Source organism: Marinobacter sp. SS8-8 (assembly GCF_030540945.1).
In the GTDB taxonomy this organism is placed as follows: domain Bacteria; phylum Pseudomonadota; class Gammaproteobacteria; order Pseudomonadales; family Oleiphilaceae; genus Marinobacter.
In genome coordinates this window covers 1-12,684 of record NZ_JASSVN010000011.1, presented here as the reverse complement: position 1 = coordinate 12,684, position 12,684 = coordinate 1, and the positions used below count along the sequence as shown (strand labels likewise).

The window sequence follows — 12,684 nt, the reverse complement described above, 5'->3', positions numbered from 1 at the left end:
TGTCGTTCCTACAGTTTGATGTTGTGTTTGTTATTCAAACTGCGGCTCAACCTAACGGTTTTCCCAGGGACTTCTTTCTCATACTGCATCCGCCTCAAGGCAGATCGAGTGCTTCCGTGCGCTGACTTGGTTCCTGGGTTGGTTAGGTTGATGCCGTCAGAGCATCTCGGCAGAGATGTGTCCATAATTTGATCAGCAACATGGATAAGTCAACGGCAGAAGAGGCAACCCGGGTGCGTTCACTCTGGAAGTGTGAGACACATCACGTGGATGGCCCCGCAGGATAAGCCTCGGGCTGCCCTGCGGGCTGCCCGAGTGGCGAGCGCCCGTCTCAGGGGTCAGAGCGTGGCCATAACCTTTTTGGCGGCTGCGGTGGTATGGGCAATATCTTGTTCTGACAACGCAGCGCTGGTGAAGCCAGCCTCGAAGGCGGAGGGGGCCAGATAGACGCCCTCCTTCAGCATGCCCTGGAAGAACTTCCTGAATCGCTCGACATCGCAGGCCATCACCTGGTCGAAGCGGGTAACCGAAGGCTCTTCAGTGAAGAAGAAACCAAACATGGCGCCGGAACCCTGGACGGTCAGGGGAATGCCGGTGGCATCGGCGGCCTCCTTGAGGCCTCGGCAAACGGCGTTGGTTTTCTCGGTCAGGCGGTCGTGAAAACCGGGCTCGGAAATTGCGTTCAGAGTCGTCAGGCCTGCACACATGGCGAGCGGGTTTCCGCTCAGGGTGCCGGCCTGGTAGACCGGGCCCAGCGGGGAGATATGCCCCATGATTTCACGCTTACCGCCAAAGGCGCCAACCGGAAGACCGCCGCCAATCACCTTGCCCAGAGCCGTGAGATCAGGCATCACGCCATAGAACCCCTGGGCACCGCCAAGGGACACGCGGAAGCCGGTCATTACCTCGTCAAAAATCAGCACCGAGCCATGCTCGTCGCATACCTCACGCAGCCCTTCGAGGAATCCGGGTACTGGCGGGATGCAATTCATGTTGCCGGCAACCGGCTCCACGATGATTGCCGCGATCTGGTCGCCCATCGTGCTGAAGGTCTCCCTGACACTATCGATGTCGTTGTAGGTCAGCGTCAGGGTAAGTTCGGCCAGGCTGGCCGGGATGCCCGGTGAATTCGGCACGCCGAGGGTCAGTGCGCCGGAGCCCGCCTTTACCAGAAGGGAATCCACATGTCCGTGGTAGCAGCCTTCAAACTTCACAATCTTGTCCCGGCCGGTGTAACCCCGGGCCAGTCGGATCGCGCTCATCGTTGCCTCAGTACCGGAGTTCACCATGCGGACCAGATCGATTGAGGGCATCAGTTCGCAGACCTTTTTGGCCATCTCCGTCTCGAGCGCCGTTGGAGCGCCATAGCCGATGCCGAGATCAACCTGGGCGTGGAGGGCATCCTTGATGCGCGTGTCGGAGTGGCCAAGGATCATTGGCCCCCAGGAGCCGATATAGTCGATATAGCGTTGGCCGTCCTCGTCATACAGGTAGGCGCCCTGGGCGTGGTTGAAGAAAATGGGTGTTCCCCCGACACCGCGAAAGGCCCGGACCGGGGAATTTACGCCACCGGGAATGTATTTCTGAGCCTGCTCGAAAAGGGTTTCGGAGTGCGTCATGTGTCTGGGCTCCTGTTATCTTGGAAGTGAAAAAGTGAATGATGGTTTGCGAACAGTCGTTCAAATGCCCTTGCCCGTTGCTCAATGTCAATAGGGCTGCCCCCGAACAGGCCGCCAACCACGGCAAGCATGTCGGCACCGGCACGAATCAGAGGTTCGCCGTTTTCAGTGGTTACTCCGCCAATGGCGGCCAGGGGGCGACGGAAACGTTTCGCCTCGGTGAGCACCTCCTGCGATGCCGCCGGGGCCCCCGGTTTGGTCGAGGACGTGAAAAAGCGCCCGAATGCAAGATAGTCAGCACCTTCCTCCAGTCCGGCCTGTGCCAGTGCAAGGTCGGCATGGCAGGTCACTCCAATGATCGCCTGTTCCCCGAGCAACCGGCGGGCGGCGGCCAGTGAACCGTCTGTTTGCCCAAGGTGAGTTCCGGCAGCTCCAACCCGTTTTGCCAGTTCCGGATCGTCATTGATCAGCAGCGGTACGCCGGCGTTGCGGCAAACGGACTGAAGGTTTCTGGCCTGAGCGACTCTCTCGGCCAGGGGCGCGGATTTTTCCCGGTATTGTACCATTACCGCACCACCCCGCAGTGCCGCTTCAACGGATTCAATGAGAATGGCACGCGGGGTGAGCTGGCTGTCAGTAATGGCATAGAGTCCCGGGCGAAGCCCCTTGGTCATCGTTCCCACGGAATGCCTCGGTCCGGCACCGGCTGGCCTTTGCCAACCTCAAGCGCATGCAATATGGCGTGGTTTACGTAGTTCTGGGCCTGGGAAATGGCGGCGCGGGGCGACAGGCCTGACGCCCGACCTGCTGCAATAGCTGCCGCCAGCGTGCAGCCGGTACCGTGGTACTCTCCGCCAATACGCTCAATCTCCCAGTGCATGGGTTCCAGGTCATGGTTGTAAAGCGTGTTGGTGATGTGGATGCCGGTGCCATGGCCCCCGGTTGCAAAAACCGATTCACATCCGCCTTGCAGCAGGTGTTCGGCTGCCTCGCCCGGATTGTCGCTGCCTCCCAACAACGCCAGTTCGACCCCATTCGGGGTAATCATCTCGGCCAGCGGAAACAACCGCTCCTTCATGGCAGCAATCAGTTCGTCGTCGGCCAGGTCGCCGCCACCCGCGGCCTTGATCACCGGGTCGGTGATGAGCGGCAGGCCCGGGCGTTCGGCCATAAACTCCACCAGTACGTCCACCACCGCGGCGTTACCCAGTGCACCGGTTTTCACCGCGTGAATCGGGGCATCGTCTGCAATGCACTGAAGCTGCCTGCGAATCAACTCAGCAGAGACGGCTTCAGCGCCGTACACGTTCCGGGTGTCCTGAACGGTCAGGCAGGTCAGTACCGGCAGAGGGTGGCAACCCAGTGATGTAATCGCCTGGATGTCAGCCTGAATACCCGCGCCGCCAGAAGGGTCCAGACCGGAGAGTATCAATACCTGGGGACGGTTATAGCGTTTGATGAGCCACCTCCTTAGAACGGTTTGACGACAGCCAGGATAACAACGGCCAGAAGGATAAAGACCGGCAGTTCATTGAACCAGCGATAGAATACGTGGCTGCGGGTGTTCCGGTCGTTCCGGAAGACTTTGACAAGATGTCCGCAGTAGAAATGGTAAACGATCAGCACAGCGACCAAAAGCAGCTTCACATGCAGCCAGCCCTGACTGAAGTAGCCCGAGACATTGTAACTGATCAGCCATACACCGAAGACAATCGTGGCAATCATCGAGGGCGTAGTGATGCCCCGGTAGAGCTTGCGCTCCATGATCTTGAATCGTTCGCGCCCCGGCTCATCCTCGCAGGCGGCATGGTAGACGAACAGCCTGGGCAGATAGAAGATGCCGGCAAACCAGCACACCAGTGAAATAATATGAAAGGCTTTGACCCACAGCATTCGTCAGCTCCGTCGGTATTGGTAATAACTTTCGATATCGGATTTGAGCACCACACCGTAAACCCGCTGGATCATGGGCGCTACGTGACGTTGTACGTACAGGGCCTCGGCATTGGTTGACTCGAATTCGTCCAGGGCCTCCTCAAGGGTGGCTTGGTATTGTACCGGAGCGATATCACGACGATTGGCGGGAATATCCATCAGATCGATGGGCTCTGGCGGCTCGATTTCTTCTTCGGATACCGGCTTTTCAGTGTCTTCGAGATAGCGGGCGAGGTCGACCGCTGGCAGCAGGGCGGTCGGCCCGTTACTGCCCTCAACAACCAGCCACTTGGGTTCGGATTTCAGAATCTTCCGGGCGTGCTCGGCAGTAAGGTGCCGCTCTGTGCGCAGAATACTGCGGTCCATAATGGCGCCTACCGATACCCGGCGCAGGGCCTGGATAACCGGAGAATTCTGGTAGCTCAGGCCCTGGTTCTTGAGGATGGTAAGGAACAGTGATTTCTTGCCGAACGCTTCACTGGTCACCAGGCTTGAGGTGGTGATGATGAGCATCCCCGGAAGGATGATGTTGGCGTTATGGGTCAGTTCCATCAGCGCCATCAGGGCCGCCAGCGGCGCCTGAAGCACTGCCCCCATCATGGCTCCCATGCCCAGCATGGCGTAGACTCCCACGGAGGAAGCATGCTCCGGCATGATCTGGGCCCCGATCAGCCCCATTGCTCCCCCCAGCGTTGCACCCATGAACAGGGTCGGGCCGATGACGCCACTTGGCATGCCCAGCCCGATGGACAACGATGTAATGATCAGTTTGGCAGCGCCTGCGCCCAATAGCAGCCAGAAACCCAGCTGACCATTAATGGTTTCGTTAACAGTGTCGTACCCGATGCCCATGGTTTCCGGAACCAGAATGGCGAAAGGCACCATCAGCAAACCTGCGGTGACAATCCGCAGCAGGACTGGCCGGTGGTGATGTTTGCCCATGGTGTCCACCAACTGAATAAACAACGCAGCGGCAATGCCGATCATGACGGCAATGGCCAGAATCCAGGGAATCTCGAGCAGGGAATTCATCGTCAGGGCGGGCACGCTGAAGGCTGGCTCTGAGCCATACACCGCCTGGGTGACAACGGCGGCAGTGACCGCCGCCAGGATGATAGGGGTGAAGCCGGCAATGGTGTATTCCATCATCACGACTTCCATGGCGAAAATGACACCGGATATCGGCGTATTGAACGAGGCTGAAATCGCCGCTGCGCAGCCGCAGGCAACCAGGGTCCGGATGCTGTTGTTCGGCAATCGCATCCACTGCCCCATCAGGCTGGAGAACGCGGCCCCCAGATGCACGGCCGGCCCCTCCCGGCCTGCGGACTGGCCACTGACAACCGTGGCGACGCCCGAGATGAACTGCACGATGGCGCTGCGGATGGAGATGTAGCCCTGGTGGTAGTTCAGGCGCTCCATAACATGGACAACCCCCACCTTGCGGTCATGGATGGCCAGCCGATGGAACAGAAAACCGAGACTCAGAGCCCCTGCAAGAGGAAGCAGACCGCGGGTCAACAGGTCGAGGTTCTCAAACGACTCAGGGTCCTCTCCCGGAAGAAAACGCTCCAGGGGCCACTCGATGGCCAGGCGGAAAACCAGGATGACGCCGCCAGTGATAAGCCCCGATAACAGGCCAAGAACGGCCAGTTGCGGCAGCGCGTCGACACCGGAAAGCCTGCGCCGGAAAACAGGGATCAGGTGCGCGTTAATCTGGTGCCAGATCTTTTGCATGAGGCCAGTGTTCCGGTGAATTCGGGCGGACCGCCAGTAAGGTTTCTGATAACGTTTCTGACAACATTGTAACGGTCGCCCTGAGGGCTGCAATAAGTCATTGGTTTATCATGGTAGACTACGTCGATAAACCTCAAAACCCTGTTACGACGTCATTGGGACGTCGTTGGAGAGAAAGGTGATTAAAGTAGGCATCGTTGGTGGCACCGGGTATACCGGTGTGGAGCTGCTGAGAATCCTTGCGGTTCACCCTGAAGTTTCGGTCAGTTGCATCACATCCCGCTCGGAAGCCGGCCTGCCTGTGGCGGATATGTATCCGAATTTGCGCGGGCACTATGACCTCGCGTTTTCCGAGCCGGATGCAAGCGTACTGGCAGCATGCGATCTGGTTTTCTTTGCCACGCCCCACGGTGTCGCCATGAGGATGGTGCCGGAACTGATGGCGGCCGGCGTGCGAGTGGTTGATCTCTCAGCAGACTTCCGGCTGAAAGATCTGGGCGTATGGGCAAGCTGGTACGGCATGCGCCACGAAAGTCCGGAATGGGCTGAGAAGGCAGTCTACGGGCTGCCCGAGGTGGTCCGGGGTGACATCCGCGCAGCGCAACTGGTGGCGAACCCGGGCTGTTACCCGACGGCCGTCCAGCTCGGCTTTCTGCCTCTGCTTGAGCAGGGCCTGGTCGATCCCGCCCGCCTGATCGCAGATGCGAAATCGGGCGCCAGCGGTGCCGGCCGGCAGGGTAAGATCGGCATGTTGCACGGGGAGGTTGGCGAGAGCTTCAAGGCCTACGGCGCTTCCGGCCATCGCCATCTGCCCGAAATTCGGCAGGGGCTGTCCGGCGCGGCTGGTGGTAACGTAGGGGTGACGTTTGTTCCGCATCTGATCCCGATGATTCGCGGTATCGAGGCGACCCTCTATGCTGAGCTGAAAGATCCTGCGGATTTCGACCGGCTTCAGGCGCTGTTTGAAGAGCGGTACAAGGCGGAACCGTTTGTCGATGTCATGCCTTTTGGCAGTCATCCGGAAACCCGGAGCGTGCGGGGCGCAAACCAGTGCCGTATGGCGCTGCATCGGCAGGAGCAAAGCAACATTGTTATTGTGTCTTCGGTCATCGATAACCTGGTGAAGGGCGCCGCCGGGCAGGCGGTTCAGAACATGAACATCATGTTCGGGCTGAAAGAAACCATGGGGCTTGAGGCTCCGGCGCTTCTGCCGTAATGCCTAAGGGAAAACTGTGAGCGTGCAGAGAAAGCCGGCCGAAGAGTATGTTGTAGTCCGGCATCGCCCGGGTTACCGCCTGCGCAGAACCGCAATCCTGCTGGTGTTTACCATCATCGCTGCGCTCACCGGGTATGCAGCTGGCCTGGCGCAGGGCGGGTTCCGGTTCTCCAGCGCGGAAGAGTCGAGCCAGGTGCTGGAGAGCGAAGTCGAAAAGCTTCGGGAGGATTTCCGGGAAGCCCGGCAGCAGTTGATTAACCTGGAGCGCGGGCGGGTCATTGATGAGCAGGCCCTGAATCGGGCCCGGAAAACCATAGTCGATCTTGAAACCCGGATTGCGTCACTGCAATCGGACCTGATTTTCTATAAAAACATCATGGCACCCTCGGAAGCCAGCAAAGGGTTACAGGTCGACAGCGTCACGCTGACACCCAGCCGCACTCAGGGCGCCTATGATTTCAAGTTGGTACTGACCCAGGTCGGTAATAACAAAAGCTACATCTCCGGCGTGGTGGCGGTGAACGTCATCGGGCTGCGTGACCGGGAAAAAGAGGTGATTGCCCTGCGTGACCTTTCTGAGGATATCGAGGATCTCGGGGTGAAGTTCCGTTTCCGGTATTTCCAGGATGTTGAAGGGACTCTGGCGTTGCCGGAAGACTTTGAGCCAATCGAGATTCAGGTGGTAGCCCAGGCGGAGGGGCGGAAGTCCTCGCAGGCCGAGCGTACCTTTAACTGGGATGATTTAACGGAGAACTGACATGCTTGGCAAGAAAAAGCAGAAGCCGCGCCGGCCTGCCGGCCAATTTGACACCCTGGTTTCCTCCCGCACAACCATCGAAGGGGATGTTCACTTCTCGGGTGGGCTGCATGTGGATGGGCGTATTCGCGGCAAGGTGGTTGCTGATGAAGGGACGGATGCAGTGCTCAGGGTTTCGGAGGTCGGAGAGGTCACCGGCGACATCAACGCCCCTCATGTGATCATCAATGGTACGGTGAATGGTGATGTCTACGCCTCGGCCCATCTTGAACTGGCGGAAAAGGCATCCATCAATGGGAGTGTTTTTTATAACCTTATCGAAATGGCGATGGGAGCTTCGGTTAACGGTAATCTGGTCCATCAGCGGGAACCGATCGGGTTACTTGCACAGGCTGGCCCCGCCGCCTGGCAGCAGCAGAAACAGGCTCACGGCGCTGACCAGCCGGACGAGTCTGCTGAAGCATCCGTCGATGGTGGAAAGTCCGAATAGTTGATTGTTTTAGTCAGGAATACCATAATCGCCTGAGTTGTTAGCGATAATCCGGAGGCGAACTTGAGTGCAGTCCAGCAACAAATGGCCACACCGCTGTTCTTCAGTGACAGCGCCGTTGCCAAGGTGCGTGAGTTAATCGAGGAAGAGGGTAACGCCGAACTCAAACTCCGCGTCTTCGTAACGGGCGGCGGCTGTTCCGGGTTCCAGTATGGTTTCTCCTTCGACGAAAGCCAGGATGAAGAAGATACCGTTATCGAGCGTGACGGCGTTTATCTGTTGGTTGATCCGATGAGCTACCAGTATCTTGTCGGCGCCACCATCGATTACCAGGAGGGTCTTCAGGGCTCCCAGTTCGTCGTCCAGAACCCGAATGCCAGCTCAACCTGCGGGTGTGGCAGTTCCTTCTCTATCTGAATCCAGAAAGACCTCAGGCCGGGTAGATGGCCCCCAGGATTCGCGGGCCTGACGCTCCGGTCACCTCAGGTAAGTTGCCTGGCAATCCCTCCAAAGCCTGTTTTGCCAGCCAGGCAAATGCCACCGGTTCCACCATTTGCGGGTCCAGCCCCAGATCTGATGTCAGCGTGAGTCGGCTTTCAGGTAAAGCTTTCTCAAGCTCTGTCATCAGCAGCGAATTCCGCGCACCGCCGCCGCAGACATAAATCCGGAGATCGCGGGCTTCGGGCAATTGATTTGCCACACTTTCCACGGTCAGCTGCAGCAGGGTTCGCTGAATATTTTCGGCCGGGATGTCCGGGTGGCGACTTACCTGCGTTTTTACCCAGTCGAGATTGAACCTCTCCTTACCCGTGCTTTTCGGGGGAGGGCGCGAAAAATAGGCATCCGAGAGCATATCGCTGAGCAGTTCCTGATTCACTTCGCCTTCATTGGCCCAATGGCCATCGCTGTCAAAAGGAAGTCCGGTCTGAGCCAGGCACCAGGCATCCATCAGCGCGTTGGCTGGGCCGGTGTCGAAACCGGTTACCGGACTGCCTCTGTCGGCCGGGATCCAGGTTATGTTCGCAATGCCGCCCAGATTAAGGATACAGCGATCCTCTGTGTCTGAGCTGAAAAAGGCCTTGTGAAACGCAGGGACCAAAGGCGCTCCCTGTCCTCCGGCAGCCATGTCCCTTCTGCGGAAGTCGGCGACGGTGGTAATGCCGGTGGCTTCAGAAATAACAGACGGATTGCCAATCTGGATGGTAAAGGGCGACACACCTAAAGGTTGATGGCGAAGTGTCTGACCGTGGCTGCCAATGGCGCGAATAGCGGATGCACAGAGACCGGAGTGCCGTATCACCTCTGCCGCGGCCTGCGCAAACAGCGTGCCGGCGAGAGTGTCCAGTTCGCCGATTTCATCCGGAGTTGCCTGATTCTGGCTGGCGGCCAGGAGTCTGTGCCGGATCTGATCGGGGTAGGGTACGGTGTGAGACGCGTGGATTCGTGCGGGCTGTCCCTGGAACGACACCAGCACGGCATCAATGCCATCCATGCTGGTACCGGACATCAAACCGATCCAGGCCTCCATGGCGCTCAGTCGTCTGAAGCCAGCGCGAGTTGCCGGTAACTCTCGCGGAAAACATCAAACTGTGCGATTCGTTGTTCGGTGACTTGCTTGAAGCGCGCCATCTCTGAAGACGGAACAGGTTTGGCATCCGGCAGTTTCACGGTGCGTGAGTTGCGCGGAGCGCCGTTCAGCCGGAACTCATAGTGCAGATGTGGCCCGGTTACCATGCCGGAAGAGCCGACATAGCCGATGGTTTCGCCCTGCTTTACCCGGGTGCCATTCTTAATGCCCTTTTTAAGGCGACTCATATGGGCGTAAAGCGTGGTGATGTTGTCGCCATGCTTGAGGATAACCGTGCGGCCGTAACCGCCTTTCCATCCCGCAAACTTCACACGACCTGCGCCGGCCGCCTTGATGGGGGTTCCTGGGGGGGCGCCATAGTCGGTGCCCTCGTGAGGACGAACCACATCCAGAACAGGGTGGCGCCTTTGAAGATTGAACGGCGAGGATACCCGCGCGTTGATCGGCGTGCGCAGGAATGCCTTACGCATGCTCTTGCCGTTGGAGTTGTAATAATCGCTGTCGCCATTACTGTCGGTGTAGAGTAGGGCAGTGTTCTCCTCGCCACGGTTCACAAATCTGGCAGACAGGATGCGCCCGGTATCGAACTTCTCGCCATCGAGGTAAAGTTCTTCATAGACCACTTCAAACTGGTCGCCCTTGCGAACGTCGTACACAAAGTCGATTTCCCATCCGAAGATGCCGGCCAACTCCATTGTGAGTTGGTCACTAAGGCCGGCTTCGCGAGCAGCAAGATAAAGTGAGCCGTCGATTGTTCCGGAAGCGAACGCCGGCCGTGCTTCAGGTTTGCGAACTTCCGTCTGACCGGTGAAGTTTTCGCCTTCCCTGGTGATTTTCAGGGTTTCCAGGAGGTTGCGCTGCAGCTCAACCGAAGCCAGAGCGCCGTCACCCGTTGTGGCGAAACGGATTGTTTCACCTGCGTAGAGGCGCTGCAGCTTTTCGGCTTCTCCTTCGCCATGGATCACCGAGAGCATAATGCCGTCACCGAATCCAGCTTTCTTGAAGAGCGAGGACAGGGTGTCGCCCGACTTGATGGCGAAGGTTTGCCACTCCAGTTCCGGTTGCTCCGGCGCGGCCGGGACTGCAGGCTCGGTGAGGCTGACTTGCAGGGAAGGCAGCTCTGTGGAATCTGTCGCAGGCGATGAGGGCTGTTTGTCCACCGAGGGCGAAACCGGTTGTGCAGAGGGTTCCGGTTCAGCGTTCGTCTTTGCGACGATTCCCTGCTCCAGATCCAGTGAATAGGACATCCGCTTGGCTTCGACATTGCTGCTGGGGCTCATCAGAACAGTGGCGGTAACAATCACAGTCGCCGCTGCAGCAATGGTAATGTGTGTTTTTGGAAACATTGTCAGCACGTGTCACACCCGTTTTAATCGGTATTCCGGCAGCTTGTACTATCTAATTAAAGCTGATGTTCAAGTATAGTCCAACAGGTTACCGTATAAAATGCAGACGGGACAGCGTGAAACATTACGGTTACTGTCCCATCCTCCGGATTTCTTTTGGCAGCGTTGTTATAATGCGCCGCCCTTTTGTTTTGGCGTTGATCAAAATCTGGTCAAGCCACTCTAGCAGGAGAGCGGGTAACTCACAGATTTCTTTTGTTGAAGTCTGTAACCGATGGAATCTTTCAGGACCAAAACTGGGGACGTGTTGTTCATGGCATGCACTGATGAAGCGTTGGCGATTATCAAGCGCGGAGTAGATGAACTCATTCCGGAAGATGAGTTGGTAGAAAAACTAAAGGAAGGTCGCCCCCTCAGGATCAAGGCTGGCTTCGATCCCACCGCGCCCGATCTTCATCTTGGGCACACCGTCCTTATTAACAAGCTTCGCCAGTTTCAGGATCTGGGTCACGAGGTCATCTTCCTGATCGGTGACTTTACAGGGATGATAGGCGATCCGACCGGGAAGAGTGCCACCCGGCCCCCTCTGACAGAGCAGCAGGTAGCCGATAACGCGGTCAGCTACAAAGAGCAGGTGTTCAAGATTCTCGATCCATCGAAAACCCGTGTGGTTTTCAACTCCGAGTGGATGAGCAAAATGACCGCGGCCGATATGATCAAGCTGGCGGGGCAGTATACCGTTGCCCGTATGCTTGAGCGCGATGATTTCACCAAGCGCTACCGGGCGGAGCGGGCCATCGCGATCCATGAGTTTCTCTATCCCCTGGTGCAGGGGTACGATTCGGTCGCCCTTGAGGCAGACGTTGAGCTTGGTGGGACCGACCAGAAGTTCAACTTGCTGATGGGGCGGATTCTCCAGAAGCATTATGGTCAGTCTCCCCAGGCGATTCTGACCATGCCTATTCTTGAGGGGCTTGATGGCGTTCAGAAGATGTCCAAATCCCTTGGTAATTACGTGGGTGTTAATGATTCTCCGGGTGAGATGTACGCCAAGCTGTTGTCGATGCCGGATGACCTTCTCTGGCGTTACTTTGAGTTGCTGAGCTTCCGTCCGCTTGCAGAGGTGGAGGCGTTCCGGAAGGAAGTGCTCGCGGGGGGTAACCCTCAGGATTATAAAAAATTGCTGGCGGAAGAGGTTATTACCCGTTTCCATGATAAAGAAGCTGCAAAAACGGCGCATAAGTCAGCTGGGAACCGTATTTCTCTTGGGAAGATTCCCGAGAACTTACCGACCATTGAGGTGTCACTTGAAGGGCAGTCCGGGATGCCAATGGCTTCGGTGTTGCGTTTGGCGGGCCTGGTGAAGAACGGTGCTGCCGCCCGCGATGTACTGGGGCGTGGTGCGGTTTTTGTCGATGGCCGGAAATTTGAGGGTGATCGGATGTTCGTGAAAGGTGACGACTGCATCATACAGGCGGGAAAGAAGAAGATAGCCCGCATTTTGATCACTGCATAACCGCATTTTGGTGATTTTGAAATTTTTCCCGGATCGCCGTTGACACCTCGGCGCAGGTCTGTAGAATGCGCATCTCTTTCGAGGGGCAGGCCAGTTGGGAGGCTCCGGATTCAAAAGACAACTGTTTGAAAGCGTTGAAGAAAACAAGTTTTAAAATTCTTCAGATAAACGGTTGACAGGGCAGCGGAACGATGTAGAATACGCGGCCTTGATTGAGCAACGGCTCAACCGCTCTTTAAAAAGTTAACCAAGTAATTCGTGTGGGCGCTGGCCGGGGTATTTCGGAGATGAAATATCAGGACAGTGACTCGTCGAAATTGAGTTTTGTCTTGAGCAAGAATAGAGGATCTTCGGATTCTTGTATGATTTAAACTGAAGAGTTTGATCATGGCTCAGATTGAACGCTGGCGGCAGGCTTAACACATGCAAGTCGAGCGGTAGCAGGTCCTTCGGGATGCTGACGAGCGGCGGACGGGTGAG

12 protein-coding genes and 1 rRNA gene are annotated in these 12,684 nt (G+C 57.3%); 6 read left to right on the top strand and 7 right to left on the bottom strand.

The window, feature by feature from the left end; genetic code table 11:
* Window positions 1–338: 338 nt before the first annotated feature.
* From hemL to QPL96_RS12010, 5 genes are read right to left on the bottom strand one after another with little or no spacing between them, the layout of a single operon-like run.
* Window positions 339–1,619 (bottom strand): glutamate-1-semialdehyde 2,1-aminomutase, encoded by a 1,281-nt coding sequence (gene hemL / locus QPL96_RS12030; RefSeq protein WP_303287616.1) that lies wholly within the window; start codon window positions 1,617–1,619, stop codon window positions 339–341.
* Window positions 1,616–2,302, bottom strand: a complete 687-nt coding sequence (gene thiE / locus QPL96_RS12025; RefSeq protein WP_303287615.1) for a thiamine phosphate synthase — start codon at window positions 2,300–2,302, stop codon at window positions 1,616–1,618. The genes hemL and thiE overlap by 4 nt, the downstream gene beginning before the upstream one ends.
* Complete coding sequence (locus tag QPL96_RS12020; RefSeq protein WP_303287733.1) at window positions 2,290–3,048, bottom strand: hydroxymethylpyrimidine/phosphomethylpyrimidine kinase; 759 nt, start codon at window positions 3,046–3,048, stop codon at window positions 2,290–2,292. Before QPL96_RS12020 ends, thiE begins: the two co-directional genes overlap by 13 nt.
* Before the next feature lie 41 nt (window positions 3,049–3,089).
* A complete protein-coding gene (gene hemJ / locus QPL96_RS12015) occupies window positions 3,090–3,512 on the bottom strand; it encodes a protoporphyrinogen oxidase HemJ (protein WP_303287614.1) in 423 nt (140 codons plus the stop codon).
* A gap of 3 nt (window positions 3,513–3,515) precedes the next feature.
* On the bottom strand, window positions 3,516–5,291 hold the full coding sequence (locus QPL96_RS12010) for a chloride channel protein (protein WP_303287613.1): 1,776 nt from the start codon (window positions 5,289–5,291) through the stop codon (window positions 3,516–3,518).
* A 178-nt stretch (window positions 5,292–5,469) separates the two neighbouring features.
* On the opposite strand from QPL96_RS12010, the gene argC reads away from it, so the two are divergent.
* The 4 genes from argC (at window position 5,470) to erpA (ending at window position 8,171) form a co-directional block, all read left to right on the top strand.
* A complete protein-coding gene (gene argC / locus QPL96_RS12005; protein WP_303287612.1) occupies window positions 5,470–6,507 on the top strand; it encodes an N-acetyl-gamma-glutamyl-phosphate reductase in 1,038 nt (345 codons plus the stop codon).
* Window positions 6,508–6,523: 16 nt separating this feature from the next.
* Window positions 6,524–7,264 carry a DUF6776 family protein gene (locus tag QPL96_RS12000; RefSeq protein ID WP_303287611.1) on the top strand — a complete coding sequence of 247 codons (741 nt, stop codon included), beginning with the start codon at window positions 6,524–6,526 and terminating at the stop codon, window positions 7,262–7,264.
* A gap of 1 nt (window position 7,265) precedes the next feature.
* The gene (locus QPL96_RS11995; protein WP_303287610.1) at window positions 7,266–7,754 is read left to right on the top strand and encodes a polymer-forming cytoskeletal protein; all 489 of its coding nucleotides are present in this window, start codon (window positions 7,266–7,268) and stop codon (window positions 7,752–7,754) included.
* Between the two features lie 84 nt (window positions 7,755–7,838).
* The gene (erpA, locus tag QPL96_RS11990) at window positions 7,839–8,171 is read left to right on the top strand and encodes an iron-sulfur cluster insertion protein ErpA (protein WP_205422348.1); all 333 of its coding nucleotides are present in this window, start codon (window positions 7,839–7,841) and stop codon (window positions 8,169–8,171) included.
* Window positions 8,172–8,184: 13 nt separating this feature from the next.
* On the opposite strand, the gene QPL96_RS11985 is transcribed toward erpA, so the two are convergent.
* Together QPL96_RS11985 and QPL96_RS11980 are read right to left on the bottom strand one after the other, a co-directional pair.
* The gene (locus tag QPL96_RS11985) at window positions 8,185–9,282 is read right to left on the bottom strand and encodes an anhydro-N-acetylmuramic acid kinase (RefSeq protein ID WP_303287609.1); all 1,098 of its coding nucleotides are present in this window, start codon (window positions 9,280–9,282) and stop codon (window positions 8,185–8,187) included.
* Between the two features lie 5 nt (window positions 9,283–9,287).
* Window positions 9,288–10,697 carry an OapA family protein gene (locus tag QPL96_RS11980; protein WP_303287608.1) on the bottom strand — a complete coding sequence of 470 codons (1,410 nt, stop codon included), beginning with the start codon at window positions 10,695–10,697 and terminating at the stop codon, window positions 9,288–9,290.
* A 304-nt stretch (window positions 10,698–11,001) separates the two neighbouring features.
* On the opposite strand from QPL96_RS11980, the gene tyrS reads away from it, so the two are divergent.
* Window positions 11,002–12,204 (top strand): tyrosine--tRNA ligase, encoded by a 1,203-nt coding sequence (gene tyrS, locus QPL96_RS11975; RefSeq protein ID WP_303287607.1) that lies wholly within the window; start codon window positions 11,002–11,004, stop codon window positions 12,202–12,204.
* A gap of 369 nt (window positions 12,205–12,573) precedes the next feature.
* Window positions 12,574–12,684: ribosomal RNA gene (locus tag QPL96_RS11970) — 16S ribosomal RNA — on the top strand; the annotation flags it as partial.

Bases quoted from the DNA above. Each gene is read 5' to 3' on its own strand.
- QPL96_RS11985 (WP_303287609.1), bottom strand. From the start codon at position 9,282: ATGGAGGCCTGGATCGGTTTGATGTCCGGTACCAGCATGGATGGCATT.
- tyrS (WP_303287607.1), top strand. From the start codon at position 11,002: ATGGCATGCACTGATGAAGCGTTGGCGATTATCAAGCGCGGAGTAGAT.
- hemJ (WP_303287614.1), bottom strand. From the start codon at position 3,512: ATGCTGTGGGTCAAAGCCTTTCATATTATTTCACTGGTGTGCTGGTTT.
- QPL96_RS11995 (WP_303287610.1), top strand. From the start codon at position 7,266: ATGCTTGGCAAGAAAAAGCAGAAGCCGCGCCGGCCTGCCGGCCAATTT.
- erpA (WP_205422348.1), top strand. From the start codon at position 7,839: ATGGCCACACCGCTGTTCTTCAGTGACAGCGCCGTTGCCAAGGTGCGT.
- hemL (WP_303287616.1), bottom strand. From the start codon at position 1,619: ATGACGCACTCCGAAACCCTTTTCGAGCAGGCTCAGAAATACATTCCC.
- QPL96_RS12010 (WP_303287613.1), bottom strand. From the start codon at position 5,291: ATGCAAAAGATCTGGCACCAGATTAACGCGCACCTGATCCCTGTTTTC.